At 65.7% G+C, this 14191-nt stretch carries 15 protein-coding genes; 2 read left to right on the top strand and 13 right to left on the bottom strand.

Features of this window, described 5'->3' with window-relative positions; translation table 11 throughout:
- The first annotated feature begins 96 nt into the window (after positions 1–96).
- Both earP and efp read left to right on the top strand, forming a co-directional pair.
- Positions 97–1254: an elongation factor P maturation arginine rhamnosyltransferase EarP gene (earP, locus tag I6H87_RS13120; RefSeq protein ID WP_011615717.1), complete on the top strand. Its 1158-nt coding sequence runs from the start codon at positions 97–99 to the stop codon at positions 1252–1254.
- A gap of 212 nt (positions 1255–1466) precedes the next feature.
- On the top strand, positions 1467–2027 hold the full coding sequence (gene efp / locus I6H87_RS13115; RefSeq protein ID WP_010814696.1) for an elongation factor P: 561 nt from the start codon (positions 1467–1469) through the stop codon (positions 2025–2027).
- Between the two features lie 88 nt (positions 2028–2115).
- Here the strand turns inward: efp and nagZ are convergent, their stop codons facing one another.
- The 13 genes from nagZ to I6H87_RS13050 all read right to left on the bottom strand — a co-directional run bounded on the left by nagZ (position 2116) and on the right by I6H87_RS13050 (position 14115).
- Entirely contained in the window at positions 2116–3165 is a 1050-nt protein-coding gene (gene nagZ / locus I6H87_RS13110) for a beta-N-acetylhexosaminidase (RefSeq protein ID WP_011615718.1), read from the bottom strand.
- Between the two features lie 14 nt (positions 3166–3179).
- Entirely contained in the window at positions 3180–3602 is a 423-nt protein-coding gene (acpS, locus tag I6H87_RS13105; RefSeq protein ID WP_010814694.1) for a holo-ACP synthase, read from the bottom strand.
- Positions 3599–4381 carry a pyridoxine 5'-phosphate synthase gene (gene pdxJ, locus I6H87_RS13100; protein ID WP_011615719.1) on the bottom strand — a complete coding sequence of 261 codons (783 nt, stop codon included), beginning with the start codon at positions 4379–4381 and terminating at the stop codon, positions 3599–3601. Before pdxJ ends, acpS begins: the two co-directional genes overlap by 4 nt.
- A gap of 41 nt (positions 4382–4422) precedes the next feature.
- A complete protein-coding gene (gene recO / locus I6H87_RS13095) occupies positions 4423–5316 on the bottom strand; it encodes a DNA repair protein RecO (RefSeq protein WP_010814692.1) in 894 nt (297 codons plus the stop codon).
- Between the two features lie 19 nt (positions 5317–5335).
- A complete protein-coding gene (gene era, locus I6H87_RS13090) occupies positions 5336–6274 on the bottom strand; it encodes a GTPase Era (protein WP_010814691.1) in 939 nt (312 codons plus the stop codon).
- Positions 6271–7041 carry a ribonuclease III gene (gene rnc, locus I6H87_RS13085; protein WP_010814690.1) on the bottom strand — a complete coding sequence of 257 codons (771 nt, stop codon included), beginning with the start codon at positions 7039–7041 and terminating at the stop codon, positions 6271–6273. The genes era and rnc overlap by 4 nt, the downstream gene beginning before the upstream one ends.
- 1 nt (position 7042) lies before the next feature.
- Positions 7043–7435, bottom strand: a complete 393-nt coding sequence (locus I6H87_RS13080) for a DUF4845 domain-containing protein (RefSeq protein ID WP_011615720.1) — start codon at positions 7433–7435, stop codon at positions 7043–7045.
- A gap of 50 nt (positions 7436–7485) precedes the next feature.
- Positions 7486–8385, bottom strand: a complete 900-nt coding sequence (gene lepB / locus I6H87_RS13075; protein ID WP_011615721.1) for a signal peptidase I — start codon at positions 8383–8385, stop codon at positions 7486–7488.
- A gap of 95 nt (positions 8386–8480) precedes the next feature.
- On the bottom strand, positions 8481–10274 hold the full coding sequence (gene lepA / locus I6H87_RS13070; RefSeq protein WP_010814687.1) for a translation elongation factor 4: 1794 nt from the start codon (positions 10272–10274) through the stop codon (positions 8481–8483).
- A gap of 208 nt (positions 10275–10482) precedes the next feature.
- Positions 10483–10767, bottom strand: a complete 285-nt coding sequence (locus tag I6H87_RS13065; RefSeq protein ID WP_010814686.1) for a glutaredoxin family protein — start codon at positions 10765–10767, stop codon at positions 10483–10485.
- Between the two features lie 15 nt (positions 10768–10782).
- Complete coding sequence (locus I6H87_RS13060) at positions 10783–12267, bottom strand: DegQ family serine endoprotease (RefSeq protein WP_010814685.1); 1485 nt, start codon at positions 12265–12267, stop codon at positions 10783–10785.
- A gap of 133 nt (positions 12268–12400) precedes the next feature.
- A complete protein-coding gene (locus tag I6H87_RS13055) occupies positions 12401–13480 on the bottom strand; it encodes a MucB/RseB C-terminal domain-containing protein (RefSeq protein ID WP_011615723.1) in 1080 nt (359 codons plus the stop codon).
- A gap of 8 nt (positions 13481–13488) precedes the next feature.
- Positions 13489–14115 (bottom strand): sigma-E factor negative regulatory protein, encoded by a 627-nt coding sequence (locus tag I6H87_RS13050; RefSeq protein ID WP_010814683.1) that lies wholly within the window; start codon positions 14113–14115, stop codon positions 13489–13491.
- Between the last annotated feature and the right edge of the window lie 76 nt (positions 14116–14191).

Below are 14191 nucleotides of genomic sequence, written 5' to 3'. Positions count from 1 at the left end.
GACCGCTACACGGCCTGCGCGCATCAAAACGGCATGGCCTCTAAAATCGCAAGTTTAGAGCAATTCAGCGCGCGCCCCGCCCGCCCCTCACCCGCCATGCCTATCCGCTCCTGGGACATCTTCTGCACCGTGATCGACAATTTCGGCGACATCGGCGTCTGCTGGCGGCTGGCACGCCAGCTCGCACAGGAACACGGGCACGCGGTGCGGCTGTGGGTCGATGACCTGGCCAGCTTCGCGCGGCTGGCGCCGGAACTCGATACCGGCGCCACGGTGCAGCGCCTGGCGGGCGTGGAGATCCGTCCGTGGCGGCCGGGTGGCGACAGCGTGGATGACACCGCCGGGGTCGAGCCACACGATGCCGTCATCGAAGCCTTCGCCTGTGATGTGCCGCAAGCCTTCCTGGCCCGCATGGCCGCGCGTGACCCCAAACCCGCCTGGATCAACCTGGAATACCTGAGCGCCGAGCCCTGGGTACGGGAGCACCATGCGATGCCCTCGCCCCATCCCCGGCTGCCGCTGGTGAAGCATTTCTTCTTCCCCGGCTTCGAGCCCGGCACCGGCGGCCTGCTGCGGGAATCGATGCTGGGCGCGCAGCGCGCCGCCTTCCTCGGCGGCACGGCTGCCCAGGCGGCCTTGTGGCACCGGCTGAGCGTGACGCCCCGGCCCGATGCGCTGCGCGTGAGCCTGTTTGCCTACCGCAACCCGGCCCTGCCCGCGCTGCTGGAGCAGTGGCGCGATGCCGCCGAGGCGGTCCATTGCCTGGTGCCCGCAGGCCTGGCCGCGGACCAGGTCGCCGAATGGCTGGGTGCCCCGCTGCGGATTGGCGACCCGGTGGAACGCGGCAGCCTGTGCCTGCAGCTGATCCCTTTCGTACGCCAGGAGCACTTTGACGAACTGCTGTGGGCCTGCGACCTGAACTTCGTGCGCGGCGAGGATTCCTTCGTGCGCGCGCAATGGGCGGCGCGGCCGCTGGTGTGGCATATCTACCCGCAGGACGATGCCGCGCACCGGGTCAAGCTGGACGCCTGGCTCGACCTGTTCGGCCAGGGCGGCGTGGCGCCGGAAGCAGCCGCCGCGCTGACGGACTTCTGGCACGCCTGGAACGGCTACGGCAATGCCGTGGACTGGCCGCGTCTGCGTGCGCACCTGCCGGCACTTGCCGCGATCGCAGCGCGCTGGGAGCGGCGTTTGCAGCATCCTGGCGATCTTGCCGCCAACCTGGTGGCGTTTTGCGAAAATCGGGTAAAATGATCGGTTGATTCAAATGGCGACCTGGGCCGGAGAACCAGGGCCTTTCCCAGGCGTCAGACCGACACTGGGCGAAGACCTGAATGCAAGCTGAGCACGGGGTCGCGAGCGCGTGAACGCCTCTCGTTGGGGCTCACAGGCTCACCGCAGGTGATGCCGGCAGCGCGCCTTCGCCATTCCAAATTCCTACTTTCTATTTCAGGAAAACAGTTCAGATGAAAATCGCACAGGAACTCCGCGTCGGTAACGTGTTCATGATCGGCGGCGATCCGATGGTCGTGCAGAAGGCCGAATACAACAAGTCGGGCCGCAACGCCGCTGTGGTCAAGATGAAGTACAAGAACCTGCTGACGGACGCACCGGGCGAGTCGGTGTTCAAGGCCGACGACAAGTTCGAAGTTGTGGTGCTGGAGCGCCGCGAATGCACCTACTCGTACTTCGCTGACCCGATGTACGTGTTCATGGACGCCGACTACAACCAGTACGAAGTCGAGAAGGACAGCATGGGCGACTCGCTGAACTACCTCGAAGACGGCATGAACGTTGAAGTGGTGTTCTACAACGACAAGGCCATCTCGGTTGAAATGCCGACCACGCTGGTCCGTGAGATCGTCTACACCGAGCCGGCGGTCAAGGGCGACACCTCGTCGGGCAAGGTGCTCAAGGGCGCCAAGATCAACACCGGCTTCGAGCTGCAAGTGCCGCTGTTCTGCAACATCGGCGACAAGATCGAAATCGACACCCGCACCGGCGAATACCGCAGCCGCGCCAACTAAGGCGCTTGCCTCACCCCGCCTCAGCGCGGGGCCGGTCAACAAAAATGGCAGCCTCGGCTGCCCTTTTTGTTTGTGCACGCGGCCCCGTTCAGGCGATCAGGTCGTGCTCTTTCAGCGTGCGCAGCGCGGCGCGGTACTCGCCCTCCTGGTGCAGCTTGTTCCAGTCCAGCGGCTTCCTGCGCGCGAACAGCTTGCGGATGCGGCGCTGCGAGGTCTTGTCGATGCCCACGTCCAGCTCGGTCAGCAACTGGTCGGCGCGCTCCGGGTGGTTGCAGATCAGCACCATGTCACAGCCCGCGGTCAGCGCGGCGCGCGCGGCCTCGGTGACATTGCCGACGACGCTGGCGCCTTCCATGCTGAGGTCGTCGCTGAAGATCACGCCCTCGAAGCCCAGCTGGGCGCGCAGCACGTCCTGCAGCCAGTAGCGCGAGAAGCCGGCCGGGTTCGGGTCGACCTTGGGGTAGATCACGTGCGCCGGCATCACCGACGACAGCGACAGGCCCAGCCACTCGTACGGGCGCGCATCCTGCTCCAGGATCTCGTCCAGCGAGCGCTCGTCGACCGGGATCGCCACGTGCGAATCGGCCTCGACATAGCCGTGGCCAGGGAAGTGCTTGCCGCAGTTGCTCATGCCGGCCAGCAGCAGGCCATGGTTCAGGTGGCCGGCCAGCATCGACACCACGCGCGGATCGGCGTGGAAAGCGCGGTCGCCGATCACGGCGCTGCGGCCGTAGTCCAGGTCCAGCACCGGGGTGAAGCTCAGGTCGATGTCGCAGGCGCGCAGTTCGGCGGCCAGCACATAGCCGCAGGCCACGGCGGCCTTGGTCGCGGCCAGCACGTCGCGCTCCCACAGCTCGCCCAGGCAGTGCATCGCCGGCAGGTGGGTGAAGCCGTCGGTCTTGCAGCGCTGCACGCGCCCGCCCTCATGGTCGATGCAGATCAGCACGTCGTCTCGCACCGCGCGAATGGCGCGCGTCAGCGCCTGCAGTTGCGCGCGCGACTCGAAATTGCGCGCGAACAGGATCACGCCGCCGGTCAGCGGATGCGCGATGCGGCGCAAGTCCTCCGCGTCGAGCTGCTTGCCGACGACGTCGAGGACCACCGGGCCCGGCCGCTTGCCAGAGTTCTTCTTGGACATGGAAGTTGTTGGATTCACAAGGCTGTAGGTTGGGAAGCCGCCCCGCCCGCACGCTCGGCAATGGCGAAGGCGACGGCAAAGTCGTGCTCGTCACTGACACTGACCCGCACGGAGAGCCCGCGTTCCGCCAGCCATGCGGCCAGCTCGCCATGGCATATCGGCGTGGGCTCGCCGGACGGCAGGTTCATCAGCTCCATGGCGCGCCACGTCATCGGCCAGCGCATGCCCAGGCCAATGGCCTTGGAGAACGCCTCCTTGGCAGCGAAGCGCGTGGACAGGAAGGCCAGCCCGCGCTTCTCGGAGCGCGCCTTGCGCGCGTGGTACTTGGCCAGCTCATCGGGGCCCAGCACCTTCTCGGCGAAACGGCCGTTGGTGCGTTCCATCACGCCCTGCACGCGGGCGATCTGGATGATGTCGGTGCCGACGCCGTAGATCACGCCGGCGCGCCCGCGGCAGGATAGCGCGTGCCCAGGCGCGCGGCGACCATGATGGCCTTCATCTCGCGCACCGCGTTCTCCCAGCCCGCGAACACCGCATGCGCCACGATCGCGTGGCCGATGTTCAGCTCCTTGATGCCGGGCAGCGCGGCGATCGGCTGCACATTGGTGTAGTGCAGGCCATGGCCGGCGTTGACCACCAGGCCGTGCTTCTGGCCCGCATCGACGCCATCGGCGATGCGGCGGAACTCGAGCGCCTGCTCATCGGGCGTATGCGCATCGGCATAGCGGCCGGTATGCAGCTCGATCACCGGCGCGCCGCACGCGGCCGCCGCGGCGATCTGGTCGGCATCGGCATCAATGAACAGCGACACGCGGATGCCGGCACCGGCCAGCTGCGCGCACGCCGCCTTGACCTGCTCGAAACGCCCGGCCACATCGAGCCCGCCCTCGGTGGTCACTTCCTCGCGGCGCTCCGGCACCAGGCATACGTCCTGCGGACGGATCTCGCAGGCGATGTCGAGCATCTCCTGCGTGAGCGCGCATTCCAGGTTCATGCGCGTGGCCAGTTGCGGGCGCAGCGCGCGCACGTCGGCATCGCGGATATGGCGGCGGTCTTCGCGCAGGTGCAGCGTGATCAGGTCGGCGCCGGCCTGTTCCGCCAGCAGCGCGGCACGGATGGGATCGGGGTACACGGTGCCGCGCGCGTTGCGCAGCGTGGCGACGTGGTCGATATTGACGCCAAGGTCGATGACGCCCGGATTTGCGTGGAAGATCATGCGAGCAGGTGCAGGAGTAAGTCGGATGGTTCTTGAGTCGGTCAGAGATACTGCAGGTCGATCAGAATCTGGCGCGTCTTCAGCGGCGCGCCTTGCAGATAATAATGCAGCAGGAACCGCATCAGCGCGCGGCTTTGCGCGGCGGTCTGCGCGCGGCTGTAATCGTCCTGCGCCATGTCCAGCAGGGTCTGGCCGGTCACCACCGGCCACGACGACGGGTCGCTCGGCTGCGCGCGGCGCACGCCGCGCTCTGGCTGGTAGACATAGTCCAGGCCCGGCTGGACCCGCTCGCCGGTGCTCAGGCACTGGTCAAAGGCAACCGCGAAGCCAGTTTCCTGCAGCAGCACGCGTTCAAAGCTGCGCAGCACCAGCCCGGCTTGCTCGCCGTGCGCCAGCCGCGTCAGCGTCGTCAGGTAATGGCGGAACAAGGCCGGATGCGCATCCTCGCGCGGGCAGAAGCGCATCAGCAGCTCGTTCAGGTAGAACGCCGACAGCAACGCATCGCCGGCCAGCGGCGGCATGCCGCCGACCCACTCGGCCTTGGTCAGGGTCTTGACCTCGCCGCGGCCGCTCCATGACACCGAGACCGGGTGGAAATGCTGCAACACCGCACGCAACGCGGAGTGCGGGCGCTTGGCGCCCTTGGCCACCATCGAGATGCGGCCGTAGTCGCGCGTGAACAGGTCCAGGATCAGGCTGGTCTCGCGATACGGCCAGGCGTGCAGCACAAAGCCGGGCTGCTCGGCCACGCGCGACTCGGGCCGGGCCGGCACGATGCGCATGGCACGATCCATCATCGCGCGCGCGGCAGCGTCGGCCATGCCGGGCAGCGCCCTGCTGTCGAGCAGTTCGGCGGCCTCGTCGACCACGGGGTCGGCGCGGCGGGACCGTGGCGCCGGCGCCGGCGCGCGCGCGATGTCAGCCGTCTTGCTCACTGGTCGCTCGCTGTTGTGCTCACTCGTAGCCGTACGCGCGCAGCCCTGCTTCGTTGTCGGCCCAACCGCTCTTCACCTTGATCCACATTTCCAGGTAGACCTTGCCGTCGAACAGCTTTTCCATGTCCAGGCGCGCCTCGGTGGAGATCTGCTTGAGCTTGGCGCCCTTGTTGCCGATGATCATGGCCTTGTGCGCGTCTCGCTCGACCAGGATGGTGGCAAAGACGCGGCGCAGGCGGCCTTCGGTCTCGAACTTGTCGATGATCACGGTGCTGGTGTACGGGAGCTCGTCGCCGGTCCAGCGGAACACCTTCTCGCGGATGATCTCCGAGGCCAGGAAGCGCTCGCTGCGGTCGGTCATGGCGTCGGCGTCGTACATCGGCTCGCCTTCCGGCAGGTAGGGCCGGATGATCTCGAACAGGCGCGCGATATGGTCGTGGGTCTTGGCCGTCATCGGCACCACTTCGCGGAACGGGAACTGCTGCCCCATCTTTTCCAGGAAGGGCATCATCACTTCCAGGCGGTTCTCGCCGTTGACGCGGTCCAGCTTGTTGGCGACCAGCAGCACCGGCGTGTTCTTCGGCAGCAGCGACAGCACCTTCTCGTCGTCGGCGCCGTAGTAGCCGGCCTCGACCACGAACAGGACCAGGTCCACCGACGACAGCGTGGACGTGACCGCGCGGTTCAGCGAACGGTTCAGCGCGCTGGCGTGGCGGGTCTGGAAGCCCGGCGTGTCGACGAACACATACTGCGCGTCATCCGTGGTCTGGATGCCGACGATGCGGTGGCGCGTGGTCTGCGCCTTGCGCGAGGTGATGCTGATCTTCTGGCCGACCAGCGCGTTCATCAGCGTGGACTTGCCCACGTTGGGGCGGCCGACGATGGCCACGGTGCCGCAGCGGAACGCCGCGGCCGGGGTATCCGCCGCGTCTTGCTGCGGATGGGTAGATTCGGTCATTCCTTCAACCTGAGAGACAGCTGTGGGTCCTGCGGCACGGGTTGCTTGCGGGTCTTGCCGGTGCGCTCGGCGCGGCTGCGCTTGAGCAGCTGCGGCACCAGCTTCTGGACTTCGTCCAGCGCCAGCTTGGCGGCGGCCTGCTCGGCAGCGCGCCGCGAGGCGCCGGTGCCAAACACCCGGACTTCCAGTTTAGGCACCGTGCACTCGACTTCAAACTGCTGGCTGTGCGCGGCCCCGTGTGTGGCGATTACGTTATATTGCGGCAGGGCGATCTTGTGGCCCTGCAGGTATTCCTGCAGCAGGGTCTTGGCGTCCTTGCCCAGCGTGCGCGGGTCGACCTGCTCCAGGATCGGGATATAGAGCTTGCGGATCAGCGCGCGCGCGGCGTCGAAGCCGGCGTCGAGGAAGACCGCGCCGACGATCGCTTCGAGCGCATCGGCGAGGATGGACGGACGGCGGAAGCCTCCGCTCTTGAGTTCGCCCTCGCCCAGGCGCAGCGTGTCGGACAGCTGCAACATCTGGGCGATCTCGTACAGGGCCTGCTGCTTGACCAGGTTGGCCCGCACGCGCGACAGGTCGCCCTCGTCGAGCTTGCCGAACATGCCATAGAGCATGTCGGCCACGGCGCAGTTGAGCACCGAATCGCCCAGGAATTCAAGGCGTTCGTTGTGCTGGGCGCTGTGGCTGCGGTGCGTCAGCGCCTGTTGCAGCAATTCGGGCTTGCTGAATCGGTAGCCGAGTCGTTGCTGCAAGGCGTCAAGGTTCATATCAGTGCTGCGTTCCTGAATAGGTAATCAGTAGGCTCAGGGGTCCGTAGACGGGCACCTCGGTCCGGTACGAGAAATCGACCGACTGGATGGTGCCGTTCTCGTCTTCCCGGATCAGGAGGTCCTCGGCCTTGACTGCGGTAATCCGGTCGATGGCTGCCTGCTTTTCAAAAAAATCGGCCACTTCGCGCTTGTTGGCGGCGCGCTGCTTGGCATAGCTGGCGGCGCGCTTGACCGAAAAATACTCCACCAGGCTCGGGATCGCGCGCAGGGCCGGCAAGGCCACCCCGATCACGAACACCACGATCACCAGCAGCGTCCAGACGGAAAACCCGCCCATGCCTGCCCGGCGTCGTACCGGAATCCTGCCCACCACCTTCCCAAGTTGACCCATGATGCGCTCGTCCTCGTTTTGCGTTGAGTGTTCTTGCGCCGCGGGGATTCTTATTTGAACGTTCCCACGCGTCCGAAATTGCCGAGGTTCATCCAGATCACAAAGGCCTTGCCGACGATATTCTCATCCGGCACGAACCCCCAGAAACGGGAATCCAGGCTGTTGTCCCGGTTGTCACCCATGACGAAATAGTGACCTGCAGGTACCTTGCAGGTCACGCCCTGCTGATTGTAAGTGCAGTTTTCCCGGTACGGGAAATCCGGGTCCGCCCCCGCGATAAACGCCGGGCGGTCGGCGTCGTTCAGGATGCCATGATCGACGCTGCCTGGCAGCTTTTCGCGGAAATGCCTGGAATATGCCAGGCGCTCCTCGTCCAGGAAATCCGGCAGCGCGGCGTACTCGGCCGGCTTGCCGTTGATGGTCAGGCGCTTGTTGGCATACTGCACCACGTCGCCTGGCACGCCGATCACGCGCTTGATGTAGTCGAGCGACGGGTCTTTCGGGTAGCGGAACACCATGACGTCGCCGCGCTGCGGCTCGCCCATGTCCATGACCTTCTTGTTCACCACCGGCAGGCGGATGCCGTACTCGTACTTGTTGACCAGGATGAAGTCGCCGATCAGCAGCGTCGGGATCATCGAGCCGGACGGGATCTTGAACGGCTCGACCACGAACGAGCGCAGCACGAACACCGCCAGGATCACCGGAAAGAAACTGGCCGAATATTCCAGCCACCACGGCTGGCGCAGCTTTTCCTCGGCCAGGCGCTTGCGCGTGGCGTCAGCTTCCGCCGCGCCGAAGCGGCCCTGCAGGTCGGCCTGGCGCGAATCGAATTCGGCCAGCGCCAGCCGCGCCGAAGAGCGGCGCTGTCGCTCGAACACGAGCTTGTCCGCAACCCACGCGACGCCCGTAATCACCACCAGCACAAAAAGGATCAGTGCAAAATTCATGACGGCTTCTGGTTTTTTGAAATCCTGGTACAGCCTGTTCTTTCACCACGGCGGCAAGCCGCCGCGCGTGGCACTGCCCTGCTCGCGGCGCCTTCTTACTTGTCATCCACCTGCAGGATGGCCAGGAAAGCCTCCTGCGGGATCTCGACCGTACCGACCTGCTTCATCCGCTTCTTGCCCGCCTTCTGCTTCTCCAGCAGCTTCTTCTTGCGCGTGATGTCGCCGCCGTAGCACTTGGCCAGCACGTTCTTGCGCAGCGCCTTGACGTTTTCGCGCGCAATGATATTCGCGCCGATGGCGGCCTGGATCGCCACGTCGTACATCTGGCGCGGAATGATCTCGCGCATCTTGGCTGCGACCTCGCGGCCGCGGTATTGCGAGTTCGAACGGTGCACGATCACCGACAGCGCATCGACCTTGTCGCTGTTGATCAGGATGTCGACCTTGACCACGTCCGACGGGCGATATTCCTTGAACTCGTAGTCCATCGACGCATAGCCGCGCGACACCGACTTCAGGCGGTCGAAGAAGTCCATCACGATTTCCGCCATCGGGATCTCGTAGGTCAGCTGCACCTGCTTGCCGTGGTAGCTCATGTTGATTTGCGAGCCACGCTTCTGCGTGCACAGCGTAATCACCGAGCCGACATATTCCTGCGGCATATACAGGTTGACGGTGACGATCGGTTCCAGGATCGCCTCGATCTTGCTCGGGTCCGGCATCTTCGCCGGATTTTCCACGGTGATCACGGTGCCGTCGCGCATCTCGACCTGGTACACCACCGTCGGCGCGGTGGTGATCAGGTCCATGTCGAACTCGCGCTCCAGGCGCTCCTGCACGATCTCCATGTGCAGCAGGCCGAGGAAGCCGCAGCGGAAGCCGAAGCCCAGCGCCTGCGACACTTCCGGCTCGAACATCAGCGAGGCATCGTTGAGCCGCAGCTTTTCCAATGACTCGCGCAGCGCCTCGTACTGGTTGGCCTCAACCGGGTACAGGCCGGCGAACACCTGCGGCTTGACTTCCTTGAAGCCCGGCAGCGGCGCTTCGGCCTTGCGCTGCATGGTGGTGATGGTATCGCCCACCTTGGCCGCCTTCAGTTCCTTGATGCCGGCGATGACAAAGCCCACCTGGCCCGCCGTCAGCGCATCGCGGGGGATCGACTTCGGCGTAAACACGCCCACCTGCTCGACCAGGTGCTGTGAGCCGTTGGCCATCAGCAGTACCTTGTCCTTGGGACGCAGGGTGCCGTTGACCACGCGAACCAGCATCACCACGCCGACGTAGTTGTCGAACCACGAGTCGATGATCAGCGCCTGCAGCGGCGCGTCGGCGTCGCCCTCGGGCGGCGGCACCTTGGCGATCAGCGCCTCGATCACGTCCTGCACGCCCTGCCCGGTCTTGGCCGAGCACGGCGTGGCGTCCTGCGCGTCGATGCCGATCACGTCCTCGATCTCCTGGATCGCGTTATCGGGGTCGGCCTGCGGCAGGTCGATCTTGTTCAGCACCGGCACCACTTCCACGCCCAGCTCGATCGCGGTGTAGCAGTTGGCCACGGTCTGCGCCTCAACGCCCTGTGAGGCGTCGACCACCAGCAGCGCGCCTTCGCAGGCGGACAGCGAGCGGCTCACTTCATAGCTGAAGTCGACGTGTCCCGGGGTGTCGATCAGGTTCAGGTTGTAGACCTTGCCGTCGCGCGCCTTGTAGCTGAGCGCAGCGGTCTGCGCCTTGATGGTGATGCCGCGCTCCTTTTCGATATCCATCGAATCGAGGACCTGCGCTTCCATCTCCCGATCCGACAGCCCTCCACAAAGCTGAATGATCCGGTCGGCCAGGGTGGACTTCCCATGGTCGATATGGGCAATGATCGAGAAATTACGGATATGGTCCATCTAGTGTTCAGGGGGGCGCCGGCGTGAGAGCCCGCGCGGCAACAAGCGGTTGAGCGGCCCGGCGCCGCGCGCCGCAAGGCGGGCGCGGGCGTACCGCAGGTTCGGGGGGTGCAATTTTTGCGCCAATCCGCAATTTTACCGGATTTTCAATGACTTCCGGGTCGTCAAATGGCGGCGTGGCGCGGTTGGCGGCGGTTACCGACGGGGATCAGCGGGTTGTGCGCGCGCTGCCATGTGCGGCAAGCCACACCCTTACGGCAGCTTCGTCGAGGAAATAGTGGCAAAGCTCCACGGCGCCGCCCTGCAAGTCTGCTGGGGTGCCCGGCATCAGCACCGGCACCAGTTCGCCAAAGCGGTCTTCCAGCCCCGCATCGGCATCGACATCCACCTCGTGCAGGGCGAAAGAAAAATCGCGCCGGAGCGGCTCCAGCGCGACCTTCATGTCTTCGCAAAGGTGGCAGTATGCCCGACCGTACAGTGTCAGCGCAGGCATACCGGCCATTGCGGATCAGCGGCTGGACGTGGCGCCCGGACGCAGCGTCAGCACCTGGGTGGCATCGCCGCGCCGCACGAACACCGCGGCAATCCGGTTCTTGTCCAGGCTGCGCACCAGCTCGTTGAACTGGCGGGCGTTGGTCACATCCGTATCGCCCAGGCGCAGGATGATGTCGCCCGGACGGATGCCGGCACGCAGCGCCGGGCCGTCGGCCACTTCCACCTCGACGCCCGACTTGAGCTTGAGCTCCTTCAGGCGTGCCTCGGGCAGGTCGTTGACCACCAGGCCAAGCGCATTGGGCTTGCCGGCCTGTGCCGCGCTGTCGTCCTTGGGCGTTGCGCCGCTGCGAGCCTTGGCCTTGCCGTCCGGCTCCAGCTCGGTGACGGTGATGGTGACCTCGCGGACCGCGCCCTTGCGCCACAGCTGCAGCGGCACGCGCGTGCCCGGCTTGGTCTCGCCCACCATGCGCGGCAGGTCCGAGGCCCGCTCGATATCGCGGCCGTTGAACTTGAGGATGATGTCGCCGGCTTCGATGCCCGCCTTCTCGGCAGGACCGCCCGGCTCGACGCTGCCGACCAGCGCGCCGCGCGCACGGCCCAGGCCCAGCGAATCGGCCACCTCCTTGGTGACGTCGCCGATCGCCACGGCGATGCGCCCGCGCGTCACGCGCCCGGAGCTCTTGAGCTGCTCGGACACGCGCATCGCCTCGTCGATCGGGATTGCGAACGAGATGCCCATGTAGCCGCCGCTGCGGCTGTAGATCTGCGAGTTGATGCCGATCACCTCGCCGCGCAGGTTGATCAGCGGGCCGCCGGAATTGCCGGGGTTGACCGCCACGTCGGTCTGGATGAACGGCAGGTAGTCGCCCGTGTCGCGGCCCTTGGCCGAGACAATGCCGGCGGTCACGCTGTTGTCCAGCCCGAACGGCGAGCCGATCGCCAGCACCCATTCGCCGGCGCGGACCTTGTTGGAATCGCCCAGCGGCAGGCGCGGCAGGCCGCTGGCCTCGACCTTGAGCAGCGCCACGTCGGTGCGCTTGTCCGAGCCGATCAGCTTGGCCTTGAATTCGCGCTTGTCGGGCAGCGTCACATAAATGGTTTCGGCGTCGGCCACCACGTGCGCGTTGGTCATCACGTAGCCGTCCTGGCTGATGATGAAGCCCGAACCCACGCCGCGGCTCTGCTCTTCCTGCTGCGGCGGCTGGCCGCGGCGGGGGGCGCCGGGCGCCGGGGCACCGGGCATCGGCACGCCGAAGAAGCGCCGGAAGAATTCCGCCATCTCGTCATCGCCGCCGGGTGCACCGCGCTGGCGCACGAGTTCCGTGGTGCGGATATTGACCACGGCCGGGCTGGCCTTTTCCACCAGGTCGGTGAAATCGGGCAGGTTGTAGTTGGAGGCGGCAGCCTGGGCATGGCTGACTTCGGCAACAGTCGGGCCGAGCAGCATCATGGCAGCCATGACCACGGCCCGCGCCAGGGCTGGAGATCTGAACATCATCGACAACTCCCGGGATTCAGCGAATAGAAGAAAAACCGTCTGGATGTGATCCCGTGGCGGGGACCCCTGCGCAGGTTTCATGAAGCCGGCGCCGGGACAGAGTCCGGCGGCGTCGGCTGCACCTGCGTCAAGCTCAGTGTACCGCCTTGGGCGGGCGGTACTCCACGGCCGTCGCAAACTGCCGCACGGTGCTCGCCGGCACCTCGCCCACCACGGTAATCCAGAAATCGGCAATCCGGCGCACCACGACCTGGGTCGCGCCGAGCGCTGCCACGCCCTCGCGGCGCACGCGTTGCTCGGAAACCGGTTCAATGAAGACCGACAGGCCGGTCAGCCCGTCGCTGTAAACGACCTGCAGCACTTCGAAGACCTGGCCGCGCGCGTTGCCCGGCGCGGGTGCGCGCAGCTCGCCGAGCGGACGGCGCACTTCGCGGATCTTCTGGAAGCCCTTGAGCGGCACCGCAATCGACCAGCCCTCGTCGGCGATATTGGTCGGCTGGTAGGTCACCTCATAGCGATTCCAGCTGCTGGAATTCTTGATCGCACCGAGGATATGCTGCTTTTCGGACGGCACCCCGATCTGCACCTGCGAGAACGCGACCTGCTCCAGCACCTTGCCACCATCGCCGATGGTCTGCGCGCGCATCAGCAGGCCGGAGTTTTTCTCCGCCCACAGGCGCACCGCATAGCGCGCGGCATCGTGCGGCTCCAGCGCGAAGACCTCGCACTCCATGCCTGCCACCCGCTCGGCGGGCATCTTGCGCATGTCGTACAGGTCCAGCACGTCGTTCTTGTTGGTGGCGAGCAGCGCCGGGAAGCGATCCTTGGCTTCCTGCTTCTCCACCACCACCAGCTTGGCTTCCGGGATCAGGCTGTGCACCACGTCATTCTGACGCAGCACCTCGCGCGGCTTGCCGTCGAGCGTTTCCAGGCGTTCGTACTCGTTGTGGACGAGATCGCTGTAATGCTGGATACGCGAGGCGTGCATGACGCTGCCGCGCTGGTAGATCAGCGTGCCGACATAGTTCTCGCGCTGTGCGGCTTTGTGGATCTTGTTGAGCCAGGCGGTGGCGTCGCGTCGGTTCAGCGTACTGTCTGAAGGCTGTGCGGTGGCCGCGGCAGCGCTCAGACACAAGGCCAGAAAAAAGGACCTACGCAGGGCCCTGATTTTCTGCGCGCCCGCTACATAGGCGGGCGACCCTCCTTTATGCATGTCCGGCATTATTCCTGCGTATTTTCCTGAGTGAAGTTTGCACCGTTGGCAACCGTGCGCATGGTGGGCACGAACGCATCCGTTGCCACCGACGTGCGATGGGCACGCAGGTATTCGTCCAGGCGCGGGTCGCGGATCATCTGGGGAGTTTCCGCCGCCACGGTGACGATGCCAGAGGCCGGGCTGGCCGGCTGGTCGGCGCGTGCCACCACGGCATCGGGCGTGGCCAGCGTGGCGGGGCCGCGCATCTGCGGCACGACCACCCAGCTGACCGCTGCCACGGCGGCGGCGATCGCGGTGCCCGGCATCACGCGGCGCACCCACGACGGCCTGACCAGCAGGCGGTGGCGGGCGCTGGCCTGCGCCACTGCCGGCACCAGTACATGCGGCTCGGCTTCCAGGCGCGCGGAGAAACGAGAGAGGAAAGCAGAGGTGGAACCCGCGTGCGTCAGGTCTTCCGAACGCAGCGTGTCGCCGATCAACTGGTAAGTGGCCCAGTCGGACATGCCGGCATCGCTTTTCGCGAGGCCCAGCACGGCATCGACTTCGTGCGGCGCCAGTTCGCCATCCATCAATACGGAGATCTGCTCCGCTGCTTCCACTACATGAACCGACTGCTTATGAGCCTGACCCATTTCCCACCCCAAGACATTCCATTGAACACCGATAATCCCGTCACTTCTGTCGCTTATCGATGCAGGAATACGCTGC

The organism is Cupriavidus necator (assembly GCF_016127575.1).
Classification (GTDB): domain Bacteria; phylum Pseudomonadota; class Gammaproteobacteria; order Burkholderiales; family Burkholderiaceae; genus Cupriavidus; species Cupriavidus necator_D.
Note: the sequence above shows the minus strand (reverse complement) of the source record. Positions and strands in the feature narration are given on the sequence as shown.

Coding starts and splice junctions, on each gene's coding strand:
- earP (WP_011615717.1), top strand. CDS start 97: ATGCCTATCCGCTCCTGGGACATCTTCTGCACCGTGATCGACAATTTC.
- efp (WP_010814696.1), top strand. CDS start 1,467: ATGAAAATCGCACAGGAACTCCGCGTCGGTAACGTGTTCATGATCGGC.
- nagZ (WP_011615718.1), bottom strand. CDS start 3,165: ATGTCCAAGAAGAACTCTGGCAAGCGGCCGGGCCCGGTGGTCCTCGAC.
- pdxJ (WP_011615719.1), bottom strand. CDS start 4,381: ATGATCTTCCACGCAAATCCGGGCGTCATCGACCTTGGCGTCAATATC.
- era (WP_010814691.1), bottom strand. CDS start 6,274: ATGACCGAATCTACCCATCCGCAGCAAGACGCGGCGGATACCCCGGCC.
- rnc (WP_010814690.1), bottom strand. CDS start 7,041: ATGAACCTTGACGCCTTGCAGCAACGACTCGGCTACCGATTCAGCAAG.
- I6H87_RS13080 (WP_011615720.1), bottom strand. CDS start 7,435: ATGGGTCAACTTGGGAAGGTGGTGGGCAGGATTCCGGTACGACGCCGG.
- lepB (WP_011615721.1), bottom strand. CDS start 8,385: ATGAATTTTGCACTGATCCTTTTTGTGCTGGTGGTGATTACGGGCGTC.
- lepA (WP_010814687.1), bottom strand. CDS start 10,274: ATGGACCATATCCGTAATTTCTCGATCATTGCCCATATCGACCATGGG.
- I6H87_RS13065 (WP_010814686.1), bottom strand. CDS start 10,767: ATGCCTGCGCTGACACTGTACGGTCGGGCATACTGCCACCTTTGCGAA.
- I6H87_RS13060 (WP_010814685.1), bottom strand. CDS start 12,267: ATGATGTTCAGATCTCCAGCCCTGGCGCGGGCCGTGGTCATGGCTGCC.
- I6H87_RS13055 (WP_011615723.1), bottom strand. CDS start 13,480: ATGCATAAAGGAGGGTCGCCCGCCTATGTAGCGGGCGCGCAGAAAATC.
- I6H87_RS13050 (WP_010814683.1), bottom strand. CDS start 14,115: ATGGGTCAGGCTCATAAGCAGTCGGTTCATGTAGTGGAAGCAGCGGAG.